The sequence below is a fragment of the Paraburkholderia fungorum genome (assembly GCF_046027215.1).
Taxonomy (GTDB): domain Bacteria; phylum Pseudomonadota; class Gammaproteobacteria; order Burkholderiales; family Burkholderiaceae; genus Paraburkholderia; species Paraburkholderia fungorum_D.
In genome coordinates, this window is the sequence record NZ_JAQQEN010000002.1 from 315,319 (window position 1) to 331,982 (window position 16,664).

The 16,664-nt window shown below is 63.0% G+C and carries 12 protein-coding genes; 6 read left to right on the top strand and 6 right to left on the bottom strand.

Annotated features, from left to right (window positions below; all coding sequences use genetic code 11):
• Window positions 1-32 precede the first annotated feature (32 nt).
• Entirely contained in the window at window positions 33-3,113 is a 3,081-nt protein-coding gene (locus tag PQR27_RS22115; RefSeq protein WP_408525792.1) for a transglycosylase domain-containing protein, read from the top strand.
• 29 nt (window positions 3,114-3,142) lie between these two features.
• Here the strand turns inward: PQR27_RS22115 and PQR27_RS22120 are convergent, their stop codons facing one another.
• From PQR27_RS22120 to PQR27_RS22140, 5 genes are all read right to left on the bottom strand, one after another.
• Entirely contained in the window at window positions 3,143-4,369 is a 1,227-nt protein-coding gene (locus PQR27_RS22120) for an ROK family transcriptional regulator (protein WP_408525793.1), read from the bottom strand.
• Between the two features lie 30 nt (window positions 4,370-4,399).
• A complete protein-coding gene (locus PQR27_RS22125) occupies window positions 4,400-5,206 on the bottom strand; it encodes an ATP-binding cassette domain-containing protein (protein ID WP_408525794.1) in 807 nt (268 codons plus the stop codon).
• Window positions 5,207-5,225: 19 nt separating this feature from the next.
• Window positions 5,226-6,212 carry an ABC transporter permease gene (locus PQR27_RS22130; protein WP_408525795.1) on the bottom strand — a complete coding sequence of 329 codons (987 nt, stop codon included), beginning with the start codon at window positions 6,210-6,212 and terminating at the stop codon, window positions 5,226-5,228.
• A 90-nt stretch (window positions 6,213-6,302) separates the two neighbouring features.
• The gene (locus PQR27_RS22135; RefSeq protein WP_408525796.1) at window positions 6,303-7,307 is read right to left on the bottom strand and encodes a sugar ABC transporter substrate-binding protein; all 1,005 of its coding nucleotides are present in this window, start codon (window positions 7,305-7,307) and stop codon (window positions 6,303-6,305) included.
• Between the two features lie 434 nt (window positions 7,308-7,741).
• Complete coding sequence (locus PQR27_RS22140) at window positions 7,742-8,773, bottom strand: LacI family DNA-binding transcriptional regulator (RefSeq protein WP_408525797.1); 1,032 nt, start codon at window positions 8,771-8,773, stop codon at window positions 7,742-7,744.
• Between the two features lie 192 nt (window positions 8,774-8,965).
• On the opposite strand from PQR27_RS22140, the gene PQR27_RS22145 reads away from it, so the two are divergent.
• From PQR27_RS22145 to PQR27_RS22165, 5 genes are all read left to right on the top strand, one after another.
• Window positions 8,966-10,138: an ABC transporter ATP-binding protein gene (locus tag PQR27_RS22145; RefSeq protein WP_408525798.1), complete on the top strand. Its 1,173-nt coding sequence runs from the start codon at window positions 8,966-8,968 to the stop codon at window positions 10,136-10,138.
• Between the two features lie 11 nt (window positions 10,139-10,149).
• Window positions 10,150-12,135, top strand: a complete 1,986-nt coding sequence (locus PQR27_RS22150; protein WP_408525799.1) for a beta-galactosidase — start codon at window positions 10,150-10,152, stop codon at window positions 12,133-12,135.
• Between the two features lie 67 nt (window positions 12,136-12,202).
• Complete coding sequence (locus tag PQR27_RS22155; protein ID WP_408525800.1) at window positions 12,203-13,456, top strand: ABC transporter substrate-binding protein; 1,254 nt, start codon at window positions 12,203-12,205, stop codon at window positions 13,454-13,456.
• 45 nt (window positions 13,457-13,501) lie between these two features.
• Window positions 13,502-14,530, top strand: a complete 1,029-nt coding sequence (locus PQR27_RS22160; protein ID WP_408525801.1) for an ABC transporter permease subunit — start codon at window positions 13,502-13,504, stop codon at window positions 14,528-14,530.
• Between the two features lie 9 nt (window positions 14,531-14,539).
• On the top strand, window positions 14,540-15,391 hold the full coding sequence (locus PQR27_RS22165) for a carbohydrate ABC transporter permease (RefSeq protein WP_408525802.1): 852 nt from the start codon (window positions 14,540-14,542) through the stop codon (window positions 15,389-15,391).
• Between the two features lie 64 nt (window positions 15,392-15,455).
• On the opposite strand, the gene PQR27_RS22170 is transcribed toward PQR27_RS22165, so the two are convergent.
• Window positions 15,456-16,478: an AraC family transcriptional regulator gene (locus PQR27_RS22170; protein WP_408525803.1), complete on the bottom strand. Its 1,023-nt coding sequence runs from the start codon at window positions 16,476-16,478 to the stop codon at window positions 15,456-15,458.
• Window positions 16,479-16,664: the final 186 nt, after the last annotated feature.

The window sequence follows — 16,664 nt, forward strand, 5'->3', positions numbered from 1 at the left end:
GAAAGCATGGCGCCCGCCCGGGGAGAGCAGCCATGAATCGGCCACTGGTTCGGTTTCCGCTTCGCGCGACAGGCACAGCGTCCGTCCGGAAGTGGCTCAAATGGGGGCTGGTAGCGGCATTTCTGCTCGCGCTGGCTTTGGCGGCGCGCTTTTGCCAGATTGAAATCGAAACGTCACGATTCCAGGCGCGCTATCTCTCCGAACTGACACGCGACGTCGGCTTCTCTGTCGCCGGCGGTCCCAGTAATTCAATCCGCTTCCCCTTGGCCGACCAGGGCCCGTATGACAGCCGCTTCGGCTACGCGCTGCTGCCGCAGTTCCAGCAGCGCCTGCTCGAACGCGGGTTTGAAATCAGCGCGCAGGCGCGCGATTCCGACCGGATGCTTTCGCTAGCGGACAACGGTCTGTTTCTGCCGTACGAGGAAAAAGATCAGGCGGGGCTGCAACTGTTCGACGGCACCGGCGCGCCGCTCTATGGCAAGCAGTTTCCGGGCCGCGTGTATGACAGTTTCGAGGCGGTTCCGCCGCTTGTCGTCAATTCGCTGCTGTTTATCGAAGACCGCTATCTGCTCGACCCGGATCAGCCGAACCGTAATCCCGCGATCGACTGGGGGCGCTTCAGCCGTGCGCTAGTCGATCAGGGTGCGCGCGTGTTCAACCGCCATCAATCGACGCCCGGCGGCAGCACGCTCGCTACGCAAATCGAGAAGTTCCGCCACTCGGCAGGTGGACGCACCGCGACGCCGCCGGAGAAATTGCGGCAAATCGCGTCAGCTTCGGTACGGGCTTATCTGAACGGCCCGCAAACCATGCCCGCGCGGCAGCAGATCGTCGTGCGCTATCTGAACTCGGTGCCGCTGGCCGCGCAACCGGGCATTGGCGAAATCAACGGTATCGGCGACGGCCTGGCCGCCTGGTATGGACGCGATTTCAACGACGTCAACGGTATCCTCAACGCGCCGTCGACACAGGACACTCTCCCGGCGCAGGGCGTGGCGTTCCGCCAGGTGCTGTCGCTGATGATCGCGCAACGTGCGCCGTCGTATTTCCTGCATCACGGCTACGCCGAACTCGAACGTCTCACAGACAGTTATTTGCGGTTACTGGCGACTAACGCTGTCATCTCCGCGCCGTTGCGCGATGCCGCGCTCGCCGCACAAGTCGAGTTGCACCGTGCCCCGACAAGAACGACGACCGCCGACTCGTTCGTCTCGCGCAAAGCGGTGACGTCGATGCGTTCGCATCTGCTGGCGGCGCTCAACATACCGAGTTTCTACGAACTCGACCGGCTCGATCTGCAGGCGAAGGGCACGTTGAACAACGCCGTGCAGCAGGCGGTCAGCGAACGGCTCGCCGACGCGACCACGCGCGACGGCGCCAGAGCCGCTGGCCTCGTCGGCTACGAAATGCTGCGCGCTTCGGACGATCCTTCGCACATCGCCTTTAGTTTCACGCTGTTCGAACGTCGCGACGGCGCGAACCTCGTGCGCGTGCAAACGGACAGCGTCAACCAGCCGTTCGACATCAATTCAGGAGCACGTCTGAATCTGGGTTCAACCGCGAAACTGCGTACCGTGGTGACGTATCTGCAGATCGTCTCCGACCTGCATGCGCGTTATGCGCCGCTGAGCACGGCGGAGCTGAAGGCCATCAAGCCCGATCCGAGCGACCAGTTGACGCGCTGGGCGCTCGATTACCTTTCGCATACGTCGGACCGTTCGCTGCAAGCCATGCTCGACGCGGCGGTCGAACGCAAGTACTCGGCCAGTCCGGGTGAAACGTTCTATACGGGTGGCGGCGCGCAAACCTTCAACAATTTCGAATCCGACGACAACGGCCGCATCCTGACCGTGCACCGTGCGTTCCAGCACTCGGTGAATCTGGTGTTCGTGCGTCTGATGCGCGATATCGTCCACTACGAGACGATTCAGACCACCGGGCCGTCGTCGCAATGGCTGGGCGACCCGGCCATGCGGAAAATGTATCTGACGCGGTTTGCCGATCAGGAAAGCCGCGTGTATATGAATCGTTTCTACACGAAGTACCACGGCAAGACGCCCGATCAGGCGTTGGCCCTGCTGCTGCTCGGCGTGCGCAAATCGCCGCCAAAAGTGGCAACGGTGTTGCGCAGCGTCGCCCCGGATGAATCGAACGCATGGTTCAACGCGAAGATGCGCGCGGCGTTGAAGAACACGCCGGCCGCATCCGTTCTGGACGATGAAGATCTGGCGAACCTGTACGCCAAATACGCCATAGACCGCTTCAATCTGAACGACCGCGGTTACATTTCGAGCGTTCATCCGCTCGAACTCTGGACCGTCAACTATCTGCGCGAACACCCTGACGCGACTGTCGACCAGATCCAGAACGCGAGCCGCGACGTACGCCTCTCGACTTACTCCTGGCTCTTCAAGACGCGCTATCACGCGACCCAGGATCGCCGTATCAAGCGGATGGTCGAACTGCACGCGTACGAGGCGATCGGTAAATCCTGGCAGGCGCTCGGCTATCCGTTTACCACGCTGACACCTTCGTATGCGGCGGCGATCGGCGCGTCGGGCGATCGGCCGGCGGCGCTCGCGCAGCTGATCGGCGTAATTGCCAACGGCGGCAACAAGGTGCCGACCGAAAGCCTCACGCAACTCGACTTCGCGAAAGACACGCCTTACGAAACGCGTTTCGTGCGGGCGGCGGTCGCGCCGCAACAGCAGTTGTCGCCGGAAATTGCGAGTGTCGTGAAAGGACTGTTGCGTGACGTCGTGCTGGGCGGCACGGCCAAACGCCTCGCGCAGGGCATGACGTTCCCCGATGGTCAGACGCTCGAGATTTACGGCAAGACCGGCACCGGCGACCAGCGCTTCAATGTATTCGCCAAGGGCGCGCGCCTGATCGAGTCGCGCAAGGTGAACCGCAGTGCGACGTTCGTCTTCGTGATGGGCGATCGCTTCTACGGCACGCTGACGGCCTTTGTGCATGAACCGTATGCAGCGCGTTACGATTTCACGAGTGCGCTCTCGGTGCAGTTGCTGAAGTCGCTCGCGCCGGTGTTGCAGCCCTTGCTAAAGACGCCGGCTGCGACGACTGCTGCCGTGACGAAGGTCTCCGCGCAATGAGCGAGCGACGGTGAGCATGTGAGGATGATCTAGTAAGCGGCGTCGGCGGCCGGCTTCAGAAATAGTTCATGCACCGGCGCGAAATGCGCGTACAGCGGTAGAATGGCGCCACCCATCGCGCGCGCATCCGCGCCAATGGTGCCTTCCAATAGTTGCGGGCGCACCATTCCTTCCCATTCGAAACGATCCAGCACGCGCTCGGTCCGGCGGATGATTTCGCGCACCAGTTGCCGGTCGAGTTCGCCGTCGATCACCACCGCTTCCAGATCGAGCAAGGCCGCCGCGTTCGTCAGTGCATTGGCGATGGCGGGGCAGGCGGTGTCGAGCCATTGCTCGGTCTGCCGCCACCATTCCGGCGCCAACGCACGATGATCGTGCGCGGCGGCGGGCGGCGCGCCTGCGTCGCTCAGCAACTGTTCGAGAACGAAGCCCGAGGCCGCGTGCAGCAATTGCCGGGCCGGTTTGCGCGCGCTGCCGTCGCGTAACGGAATCGAGCCGACAGCGCCCGCATTGTCATGCGGGCCGCCGTGCAAGCGGCCATCGATCACAAGACCGCCGCCGATAAACGTGCCGACGAACAGATACAGGAAGTTGTGAATCCCACGGCCCTGGCCCATCACGAGCTCGGCGGCGCACGCGGCGGTGGTGTCCTTGGCGAACTCGACGGGCAAACCGGTCATGGTGGCGATGCGGGCGCGCAGATCGATTTCGTGCCAGGCGTCGAGCGCGTCGGGTGGCGCGCCGAGGAAGTCGCGCCAGCCGCCGAGCCACAACGGCGCAGCCACCCCCACGCCTACCACCTTGTTCGCGTTTGCGCCGAGTTGCTGGGTCACGCGCGCCAGTTTGCTTTCCAGTGCGGGAAACAGCGTGCGCGGATCAGGATAGGCGTATTCGAAGACATCGCGGCACACCACGTGGCCGGCGAAATCCATCGCCAGCACATCGAGACTGCGGCGCCCCACCTTGATGCCGATGGTATAGGCGCCACCGGCACGCAATGCGATCGGCACCGACGGTTGCCCGATCCGGCCGCGCACGCGCGCCTGTTTCTCGAGCAAGCCATCGTCGATCAGACGATCGACGATCATCGATACAGTCTGCATCGACAGCCGCGTAAGCCGGCCCACGTCGGCTTTCGGCAGCGGCCCGTGCAAACGGATCGCCTGCAGGACAATCCGTTCGTTGAACTGCCGCATGCCGACCTGATTCGAGCCGACCGTGCGTTTGAGGGGCGAGCGGGTGCCGGTGGTGTCCATCGTCACATATCCCTCAGGAGGATGCGCGCATCATGCAATCGCCTTGACGTCCGCTTCCTTCGCGCCCGTCATGATCGCCACGGCCTCCGACATGTGCACGTCTTTCGTGTTGACCAGCGCGGCGCGCCGCCCGAGCCGCTGGATATGGATGCGGTCCGCGACCTCGAACACGTGCGGCATGTTGTGGCTGATCAAAATGACTGGCAGGCCGCGCTCACGCACCCGGCGAATCAGTTCGAGCACCATGTTGCCTTCCTTCACGCCGAGTGCGGCGGTGGGCTCGTCGAGAATCACCACGTGGCGCGCGAACGCCGCGCTGCGTGCCACGGCAACGCCCTGACGCTGGCCGCCCGAGAGCGTCTCGACTGCCTGGCGCATCGAACGGATGCCGATCTGCAAGTCTTTCATGTGCGAGGTCGCTTCCTCCAGCATGCGGCGCTTGTCGATCATCTTGAAGATCGAACCACGCCAGCCCGGTTTGACCAGTTCACGGGCAAGAAACAGATTTTCGGCAATGCTCATCGCAGGCGCCACCGCGAGTTCCTGATACACGGTCTCGATGCCTTGAGCGCGTGCATCCAGAGGGCTGCGGAATTTGACCGGCTTGCCGTCGAGCAGAATCTCGCCTTCATCGGGCACGGTGGCGCCGGAGAGCGCCTTGATCAGCGACGATTTGCCGGCGCCGTTATCGCCGATCACGGCAAGGATCTCGCCGGGCAGCACTTCGAAATCGCAACCATCGAGCGCGGTGACGTTGCCGTAGCGTTTGACGAGTCCGCGCGCCTGCAGCACGGGCATCACGGAAGAAGCGGAAGAAGCGGAAGTCGGTGTCGACATGACGGGCTCCTGTACGTGGTTAACCGCGACGATGGGAAAGCTTGTCGGCGGCGACCGCGAGAATCACCAGCATGCCGGTGATCAACACCTGGTACACCGAAGAGACGCCGATCAGGGTCAAACCATTACGAAACACGCCGACAATCAATGCGCCGAGCAGCGTGCCGACAATCGAGCCGCGTCCGCCGAACAGACTCGTGCCGCCGAGCACGACCGCGGTAATACTGTCGAGATTTTCAGTTTGCCCCGCCTGAGGATCGCCGACGCCGGTACGCGACACCGACAGCAGCGCTGCGATCCCGTAGATCGCGCCGGCCAGCGAATACACGGTAAGCAGGATCTTCTGCGATGACAGGCCCATCAGGCGCGCGGCTTCGGCGTTATTGCCAAGCGCGTACAGGTGCCGGCCGGGCACAGTGTCGCGCAGGACGAACCACGTCGCCAGATACATCAGCAGGGTGAGGACCGTGCCGTAGGTGACGTCGGCGGGTCCGAGCTTGAAGGTGTTGCCGAAGAACATGATGGCGTCCGGCAGGTTCGACACGCTTTCCGCGTTCGAATAGATCTGCGTGAGCGCGAACGCAATGTTCAAGGTACCCAAAGTGACGATGAAGGCGGGCAGTTTGATGCGTGTGATCAGTACGCCGTTGAGCGCGCCGAACAGCGTGCTCGCGGCGATGCCGCACAGAATGGCGAGGACGGGCGGCACGCCGAGCGTGACCGCGAACTTGGTCATGATGATCGAGCCGAACGCCATCACCATCCCGCAGGAGAGATCGATGCCGCCGGTCAGCACGATCAGCGTCTGACCGATCGCGATGACGGCCACCACCATGGTCTGCTGCAGGATGAGCGAGAGGTTCTGGAACGACAGGAAGCGGTTGCTCTGCGAGATAAAGAAGCCGCAGGCGAGCACCAGGGCGATCAGCGGTCCGATTTCAGCGAGCGACGGCAGACGGTCGGCGAACGGGCGAGAATGGCCGGCGGGCGCGGAAGGAGTCGACATGATAGGTGTCCTCAAAACATAAGCGCGGCGGGCAGGCCGCGCGGCGAATCCGGTGGCGGCCCACGGTTGCGGGCCGCCGTGCTCCACGCGTTACTTGTTGCCCCAACAGTTGTCGAGGCCGAACTTCGTGTCCTTGCTGTCGATACCGGACATCGCTTTGTCGGTGATCAGCGTCACGCCCGTGTCCTGATAGCCGGAGACCTTCTTGCCGGTCTTCGCATAGTCGACGCCCGCCGTCACGCCGAGCGAGGCCATCTTCAGCGGATACTGCTGCGAGGTCGCGGCAATCGCGCCAGCCTTCACATTGCGCACGCCTTCGCAGCCGCCGTCGATTGAGACGATCATCACGCTTTTATCCTTGCCTGCTGCTTTCAGGGCACGATAAGCGCCTGCCGCGGCCGGTTCGTTGATCGTATAAACCACGTTGATGTCGGGCGATTTCTGCAGGCAGTTTTCCATCGCCGTCTGGCCCTTGGCCTGATCGCCGCGCGTATCCTGGCTGCAGACCACGGACGGATCGCCTTCCTTCACGCCAAAGCCTTCCAGGAAGCCGTTGTGACGCAGCACGCCGACCGACACGCCCGGCGCCAGATCAAGCGTGGCGATCTTCGCGGGCTTGCCGTTCATCGCGGCTTTCGCGTACTTGCCGATCAGCACGCCGGCTTTGAAGTTGTCGGTGGCGAAGAGGGCGTCGGTGGCGTCCTGCGGATCGGTCGGTGTGTCGAGCGCGACCACCATCACGCCGGCGGCGCGCGCCTTCTTGATGCTCGGCACGATCGCCTTGGTATCGCTCGGTGTGATCAGAATCGCTTTCGCGCCGGCCGTCATCATGTTTTCGATCGCGGTGACCTGGCTCGCGTTGTCGCCATCGAATTTACCGGCGGCGGTGATGAGCTTGGCGCCGTCTTTTGAAGCGGCTGCTTCCGCGCCCTGTTTCATCTTCACGAAGAACGGGTTGGTATCGGTCTTGGTGATGAGGCCGACGACGGGCTGGTCCGCCGCCTGAGTGGCGCTCGCGCACCATACGGCCGATGCCGCTACGCACATCGAAACGATCTGCCTGACGACGGGATGCCTGCGGGAATGCTGATTCATGGGACGCTCCTCCGGTTATTCGCAACGACGTGATGGACTGCGGGCGGTTGCGCGCACGATCGCTGCGTGTCTGCAACCTGTTGGGACTCGACGGCAGTCTGAAACGAACCGCCTAAATCACTTTGGTTGATTTAGTACAGCAGGCGAGCGGGCGCTCGTCAAGAAATCGATTGTGGGGGAGGTGACGCAGAAAAACCGGCGTGAGGACGCGGAGCCTTATGTGGCCGGCATCAGCGGACGTGCTGCGGTGCATGATCGAAGGGACGGGCTTGGGGAAAGTCCTGGCCCCGATGAAAGCATATTGAAATGCAAATGGATTTTTCTCGACCGCAAACGGCGTGCGGCGCTTCCTCACCCAGGCGGTGCAAGTGTCTGCCGTTTCGCTTCGCTTGCTTGACGACGCGTTGCGAACCGCGTTCGGCCAGCAAGCCACATCAGCGCGGACGCGGTACGCCAGTCGATGCGCGGACGACGAGTTTCGGCGCCGAAGAAATTCGCATTGGCACACGTGTCGCGCCGGAACCCGCCTGCCCGTATGAGGTTTCGATCAGTTCGCGCAGCAGCGAGACCGCGAGTTCGGCTACTTCGACCGTCGGCACGGCAATCGTCGTCAACGCGGGGCGCGACTCGCGCGCCAACTGGATGTCTGTGATGCCGATCACCGACAGATCGCCCGGCACGTTCAGACCCAGATCGGCGGCGGCGTGCATGACGCCGAGCGCGGGCAGATCGTTGGTCGCGAAGATCGCGGTGAGTTGCGGGTTCGCTTCCAGTAACGCGCGCGCAGCGTCGTAGCCGCCTTGCACGGTGTCGGGCGCGTGTTTGACCCGGGCGCGCGGCGCCCCGGCCGCCCGCAACGCCTCGACAAAGCCTTCATAGCGCGCGGCGTGAATGCCGGACGCCTTGCTGCCCACAATCGCGCCGATCCGCTGGTGCCCGAGTCCGAGCAGATGCGCGCCGGCCAGCTCGCCGGCCAGACGGAAGTCGACCGCGACGCAGGGCAGGCCGGGCGGCTCGTTCGGACGTTCCCACATGCACAGCACGACCGGCGTGCCGCGCGATTCGGTCATGTGCAGGTCCGTGAAATCCAGATTCGCGTTGGTCACGAGTACGCCCTCGGATAGCGTGCCGGCAATCTGGTCGAGATAGGCGCGGCCGGTCAGCGGATCTTCGTTCGTATTGCAGATGATCACGAAGTGGCCGCTTTTGCGCGCGGCGCGTTCCACGGCAAGCGCAAACTCCGGATAGAACGGATTGGCGATGCTCGACACCATCAGCGCAAGGGTCGGCGCGCGGCCCTCGGCGAGTGCGCGGGCAGCGAGATGCGGGCGGTAGCCGAGCGCGTCGACGGCGTCGAGCACGCGCTGCCGGGTGGCCGCGCCGACCCGGCCGCGATTGCGCAGCACGTTGGAAACGGTGGCCGGCGTCACGCCGGCGTGTCGCGCGACTTCGCTGAGTGTGGGCATCTTATTTTCAATATATGGGACGTTTGCTCGACATTTGCGTCGCGGCGCAAGGCGCGGCACCATTTGCGGCACAGACAAAACGATATCGGAGACAGGCAGGACCCAGCGACCGCACGCGGTCGATTTTTTAGGGTCAGCTGATTAAGCGCTTAATCTCCGACTTCGAGCCGATTAAATCACGGAGTCGATGTAATGGCGAGCATTTCGTTGAGAGGTATTCAGAAGGCGTATGGCGATGGCGCGCCGGTGATCCGCGATGTCGACCTGGAGATCGGCGAGAACGAGTTCTGCGTGTTTCTGGGGCCGTCCGGTTGCGGCAAGTCGACTCTGCTGAGAATGATCGCGGGTCTCGAAGACGTCACCGACGGCGATCTGCTGATCGGCGGGCGTCCCGTCAACGACGTGCCCGCGGCGCAACGCGGCGTGGCGATGGTGTTCCAGAGCTACGCGCTGTTCCCGCATATGACCGTGTTCGAGAACATGGCCTTCGGCCTGAAGCTCGCCAAAACCCCCAAGGACGAAATCGACCGCAAGGTGCGGGAAGCCGCGCGCATTCTGCAACTGGAAGCGCTGCTCGAACGCCGGCCCAAGGCGCTGTCCGGCGGCCAGCGGCAACGTGTGGCGATCGGCCGGGCGATCGTGCGCCAGCCGGGCGTGTTTCTGTTCGACGAACCGTTGTCGAATCTCGACGCCACGTTGCGCGGCCAGACCCGCATCGAGATCGCGCGTTTGCACAAGCAGTTCGCGAAAGCCAGTGTCGTCTACGTGACGCACGACCAGATCGAAGCCATGACGCTTGCCGACAAGATCGTGCTGCTGCACGCGGGCAAGGACACCGAACGCTACGGCAGCATCGCGCAGATCGGCGCGCCGCTCGAGTTGTATCACCGCCCGAAGAGCCGCTTCGTGGCCGGCTTCATCGGCTCGCCGCGCATGAATTTTCTGCCGGGACGCGTCACCGCGATCGACCCGCACGGTGTGAGCGTCACGCTCGACGAAACCAGCGAAAGCGTACGCGTGATGGTGAGTGGCGAAGGCTTGCAGGTCGCGCAGCCGGTCACGCTCGGCGTGCGCCCCGAGCACCTCGAATTCATCGACGCAACTGCGCTCGCGAACGGGGCGGACGCGCTTCCTGAGACCACCGTTTTGACGCGCACCGTGTCATTGGTCGAACAACTCGGCGAGCACAGCTATGTGCATCTCGACCAACCCGGCGGCGCTGTACTGATCGCCAAGGCCCCGGGCGACACGCGCCTCGCGCAGGGCGATCGCGCGAGCTTCCGTGCTGCCAGCCGCGTGTGCCATTTGTTTACCGAAGACGGTTTTGCCGCCGCTTCGCTTGAATCCGCCGAACACTACGCATAGAGGACATTGGGATGCGCCTTGGAGTCTGTTATTACCCGGAACACTGGCCGGAGTCGATGTGGGAAGACGACGCTCGCCGGATGAAAGCACTCGGCATCGAGCAGGTGCGGATCGCGGAATTCGCATGGAGCCGGATCGAGCCGACGCCTGGCGAATACAACTGGGGCTGGCTGGATCGCGCGGTCGATGTGCTCGGCGCGGCCGGTCTGCAGGTGGTCATGTGCACGCCCACCGCGACGCCGCCCAAATGGCTGATCGACCGCCATCCCGACATTCTGCCGATCGGCGCGGATGGGCGTCCCCGCGCGTTTGGCTCGCGCCGTCATTACGATTTTTCCTCGCCGTCGTATTTCGAGGCGTCCCAGCGCATCTGCACGGCGGTCGCCGAGCGTTACGGCAAGCATCCGGCCGTCGCTTACTGGCAGACCGATAACGAATTCGGCTGCCATCACACGGTTGTCAGTTATTCGCCGGCAGCCGTGGGGCGGTTTCGTGAATGGCTGAAGACGCGTTATCAAACGATCGATGCGTTGAACCTTGCCTGGGGCACCGTGTTCTGGAGCATGGAGTACCGCAGCTTCGACGAAATCGATGCGCCGGTGGCGACCGTCACCGAAGCGCATCCGTCGCATCGGCTCGATTACCGGCGCTTTGCGTCCGACGAAGTCGCGCGCTATAACCGCATGCAGGTCGAGATCATTCGTGCGCATTCACCGGGACGCCCGGTCGCGCACAACTTCATGCAGCTCTTTACCGAGTTCGATCACTACAAGGTCGCGGCCGACCTCGATATTGCGACCTGGGACAGCTATCCGCTCGGCGCGCTCGAAGAGCAATGGTTCGCGCCGGAGGTGAAGGCGCGCTGGCTGCGCACCGGGCATCCCGACTTTGCTTCCTTCAATCACGACGTGTATCGCGGCATGTCAAAGCTGCCGTTGTGGGTCATGGAGCAACAGCCGGGGCCGGTGAACTGGGCGCAATGGAATCCGGCGCCGCTGCCGGGCATGGTGCGGCTGTGGAGCTGGGAAGCCTTCGCGCACGGCGCGGGCTGCGTGTCGTATTTCCGCTGGCGCCAGGCGCCGTTTGCGCAGGAGCAGATGCACGCCGGCCTGAACACGCCGGATAACCGGCTCGATGTCGGCGGAAACGAAGCTGGCCAGGTGGCTGATGAAATTCGCACGGTGCTGGTCGCGGATGCGCAAGCCAATGCGCCGATTCGTGCGAAAGTCGCGCTCGTCTACGACTATGAAGCGAAGTGGCTCTTCGAGATTCACCCGCAAGGGGCGGACTTTCACTATCCGCGCTTCGCGTTCGAATACTATTCGGCGCTGCGCGCGCTCGGGCTCGATGTCGACGTGGTGCCGGTCGATGCGCCGCTCGATGGCTACCGTCTGATCGTCGTACCGCCGTTGCCGGTCGTGCCGGCGGATTTCGCCGCGCGGCTCGCCAGTTCCGGCGCGCACGTGGTGGTCGGCCCGCGTACCGGCTCGAAGACGGAAGACTTGCAGATTCCGGTCAATCTGCCGCCGGGCGCGCTGGCGCCGGTGTTGCCGCTGCGCGTGTGGCGCGTTGAATCGATGCGGCCGAACGTGACCGAACCGGTGTGGCTGGCGGGCAGTAGCGCCTCAGGCGTGGAAGATGGCGTCGCGCGCCACTGGCGCGATTTCATCGAAAGCGATGGTGCGGCTGCACTCGACGTGCGCGCGCGTTTTGCGGACGGTCATCCCGCGTATATGCGAAGCGGGGCGTTCCATTACCTCGCGAGCCTGTTCGACGATGCACTGACCGTGCGCCTGCTCGCGCGGATCGCCAACGAAGCCGGTCTCGAGACGATGGCGCTCGGCGACAGCGTGCGCATCAGCCGGCGCGGCGCGCTGACTTACGTATTCAACTACGGCGAGCAGGTGCACACGCTCGCCAATCTCGCGGACGAGCAGATCGTGATCGGCTCGCGCGATATCGAACCGCAGGGCGTAAGCGTTTATCGCACGACCTGACGGCTCGACCGAAGGATTCCACGCAGTAACGACAACGACGCAAAATCAAGGAATCAAGGAGACAGGCATGACACTGAAACCACGCAAGATTCTGCTGGCGCTCGCGCTGGCCGCGGCGGCCGCCGGCACATCCGTCGTCAGCACCGCGCAGGCCGGCACGCTCGCCGTCAACATCGCGTTCAAGGGCGCGAGCCAGCGCGCGGTCTGGCAGTCGATCATCGACGACTTCAAGAAAACGCATCCCGGTACCGACGTGAAGGTGTCGTTCGTCGATGAAGAAGCGTACAAGGTCCAGTTGCCCGGTTGGCTCTCCACCGTGGCGCCCGATATCGTCAACTGGCATGACGGCGAGCGCATGGCGTATTACGCGCAACGCGGCCTGTTCGACGACCTGAGCGGCGATTGGGCGAAGAATGGCTGGAACGACATGTATGCGTCGACGAAGGAAGCGTCGTCGTATAAAGGCAAGCAGTACGCCGCGCCGACTGTGTATTACTCGTGGGGCATGTTCTATCGCAAGGATCTGTTCCAGAAGGTCGGCATTACTGGCGAGCCGAAGACGTGGGATCAGTTTCTCGACGACTGCAAGAAGCTGAAGGCCGCCGGCATTACGCCGATTGCGGTAGCAGGGCGCGATTCCTGGACGCTGGCCGGCTGGTTCGATTACCTTGATCTTCGCCTGAACGGCAATGCGTTCCATCAGAAACTGATGGCGGGCGACATCGCGTACACCGATCCGCGTGTGAAGAAGGTCTACACCACGTGGAAGCAGCTGATCGACGCAGGTTACTTCATCGACAATTCGCTCTCCTACGATCTGGATTCGGTGCAGCCGTTCCTGTTCCAGGGCAAGGCGGCGATGATGCTGATGGGCACGTTTATCACCGCTGGTTTCCCGCCGAACGTCAAGCCGGAGATGGGCTACTTCCAGTTCCCGATCATCGACGCGAAGGTGCCGACCGCCGAGGACGGTCCGGTCGAATCGCTGCATATTCCATCGAAAGCGAAGAACAAGGCGGACGCGCATGCTTTCCTCGCGTTCGTCGAGACGCCGGAGAATGGCGCAAAGCTCGCGGCGGGTCTCGGTTCGTTGTCGGCGAACAGCAAATCGCCTGAACCCGAGGATCCGATCTCCAAGATCGGCTTCCAGATTCTCGCGAACACGAAGGGCGGCATTGCGCAGTTCTACGATCGCGACATGACGAAGGAAATGGCCGATGAGGGGATGAAGGGGATGCAGCAATTCGTCTCCGATCCCTCGAAGCTCGATGAAGTGCTTGCGCAACTGGAACAGACGCGCAAGCGGATCTACAAGAAGTAAGCGGTGGCGGCCATGCGCCGCCACTGGCTACCTTCGATCGGGAGAATGATCGTGTCGCACTCTGTCACCCGTCACACTGTCGGCGGACCTGGCGAATCCGGTGGTCCGGGCTTGCCTGAGTCCGGCGTACCGGCATCGGGCGTACCGGCACCGGGCGTACCGGCATCGGGCGCTGCATTGCGCGGCGGGCCAGCCGGTGCGGCACGCCGGCGCCCTCCATCGCCGACCGCGCGTCGGCAACGGCGCGCGGCCTTCCTGTTTCTCGCGCCGGCCTGCTTGATGGTGGCGATCTACGTGGTGTGGCCGATCATCTCGACGATCCGCCTGAGCTTTTTCAACTGGGATGGGATGACCGACCCGTCTTTCGTCGGTCTCGCGAATTACGTTGAGTTGTTCCACACGCACACGTTCTATACGGCGCTGAAGAACAATCTCATCTGGTTGCTGCTGTTCCTGCTCGCGCCGCCAATGGGGCTCGCCGTCGCGCTCTATCTGAATCAGGCGGTGGCCGGCATCCGCATCGTCAAGTCGCTGTTTTTCGCGCCATTCGTGTTGTCGGGCGTGGTGGTCGGCCTGATCTTCTCGTGGTTCTACGACCCCACGTTCGGTTTGCTCGCGGTGATTCTCGGTCACGGCGTGCCGGTCCTGGGCGACCTTCGCTATGCGACGCTCGGCATCGTATTCGCCGCCCTGTGGCCGCAAACCGCGTATTGCATGATTCTTTACCTCACTGGGCTGACCTCGCTGAACGCCGAGCAGATCGAGGCCGCGCGCATGGAAGGCGCGCACGGCTGGTCGATGCTGTGGCACGTGATCCTGCCGCAATTGCGGCCGACCACCTTCATGGCGATCGTGGTCACCGTGATCGGCGCATTGCGCAGCTTCGATCTGATCTCGGTGATGACGGGTGGCGGCCCGTTCGAAAGTTCGACCGTGCTCGCGTATTACATGTACGACCAGGCGATCAAGTACTACCGCATCGGCTATTCCGCGGCGGTGGCCGTGGTGCTGTTCGGCATCATGCTGGTGTACATCGTTTATCACTTGCGGCGGATGCTGCGCACCGAGCAATAGGAGCCGACCATGTATCCGATTTCGATCGACAAATGGAAGCCGGTGTCGCGCCGTCTCTACAAGTTGTCTTTGCCGCTCGCGCTGCTGATCTGGCTGCTGCCGATGATCGCCGTGCTCGTCACCTCGGTGCGCTCGACGGAAGAACTGAGCGAGGGTAACTATTGGGGATGGCCGAAGCACTTCGCGATGTTCGACAACTATCGCGAAGCATTGACTACCTCGCCGATGCTGCATTACTTCTGGAATAGTGTGCTGATCACCGTGCCCGCGGTGGTTGGCTCGATCGCGCTCGCGGCGATGGCGGGTTTCGCTCTCGCGATCTACCGGTTTCGCGGCAATTCCACCTTGTTCGCCACCTTCGTTGCGGGCAATTTCGTGCCGGTGCAGGTGTTGATGATTCCGGTGCGGGATCTGTCGTTGCAACTGGGTCTGTTCAACACCGTGAGTGCGTTGATTCTGTTTCACGTGTCGTTCCAGACGGGTTTTTGTGCGCTCTTCCTGCGCAATTTCATCAAGCAGTTGCCGTTTGAACTGGTCGAGGCGGCGCGCATCGAGGGCGCTAATGAATGGACTGTGTTCTTCAGAATCGTGCTGCCGCTGATTCGCCCGGCGCTCGCGGCGCTTGCGATTCTCGTGTTTACGTTTGTCTGGAACGACTACTTCTGGGCATTGTGCCTGACGCAGGGCGATGACGCGGCGCCGATCACCGTCGGGGTGGCGGCACTGAAGGGGCAATGGACGACGGCCTGGAACCTGGTTTCGGCGGGGTCGATTCTCGCGGCGTTGCCGTCAGTGGCGATGTTCTTCGCGATGCAGAAGCATTTTGTCGCGGGGCTGACGTTTGGTGCGACGAAAGGGTGAGGGCGCACAGGCCACAGGCGCTGGTGCCCGTGCTTGGTGCCCGTTCTTCCGGCACGGGCAGCAGCTAGCTGTGATCCTGTGCCGAGCTGCTAGCGCGTTCGCTGCCTTGAGTCGAGGCACTGGCGGCATTCCGGCGCCACGTCGCCGGCGGCTCGCCGAATTCCCGCTTGAACGCGCGATTGAATGCGGCCTCGGATTCGTAACCGACAGTCTCGGCAACTGACGCTAGCGAAGAATCGGTGAGCCGGAGCTGGCGCGCGGCGAGTTGCAGGCGCCACAGCGCCAGATATTGCATGGGGGGAAGCCCGACCAGTTCGGTAAAGCGCTGCGCGAGTCCCGAGCGCGAGAGGCCCACCTCGCGGGCCAGCATTTCCACCGTCCATGCATGCACGGGCCGCGCGTGCAGCAGCGCGAGTGCACGTGCAACAAAGCGATCGCGTAAGCCCGCCAGCCAACCCTTGCGGTCGTCAGGCATCGTGCTGACGTAGCGGCGTACTGCTTCGACGAACACAAGCTCTGCAAGCTTGGCCAGCACCGTGGTGCTGCCGGCCTGTGCGGACGCCGCCTCCATGGTCGCAAAACGCAGCGACGATTCGAGCCACGAAGCACTGGATCCGCGCATGTCCACCTTGAACAGGCGCGGCAGCGCACAAATCAGAGGATTTCGTGCGTTATCCTGGGTGGCGAGAAAGCCGCATACCAGGCGCGTAGTCTCTCCACCACCGCCGTGGACGAGTGTCATGACCTCGCCCGGCTGCGCCTGGATCTGATGTGCCAATAGTGGCGCGAGCGTCTCCGGCGTCAATTCAGTGGAGCTACCTAATATGTGGGTCTCGCCCTGCGGCACCACGATTACATCTCCGGACTCCGCCTGAACCGCGCTCGCCGGATCGCCAGGCAGCATCGCCCAACAGGTCCCTTCCGTGATGAGATGAAACGAGACGACGCGCTCGGAGGGCGGCAAGTAGGCGGAGCAAAGCGCTGAGTCGGCGTGAGCGATCACGCACCAGGGCGCGGAGAAGCTGCCGTCGAGGTGGACTGCTCCGCTCAACTGGATAACGCGTAGCACATCGGAGAGAGCGTCCATCGTAGTGATCGCGCAATGCTGGAGTTGCGCACAAGAAAGCTGGACGTCCGGTCATTCAATGCCGTCCCTATTCTCGGGATACTAGCACCGTGCCTGAAGACCGACAAACGCAAGACTTCTGAACGATGGCGTTGTGCGGATGCACGGTCCTGTTGTGGTCCGCCATCGACACGGCGACGCACTGGT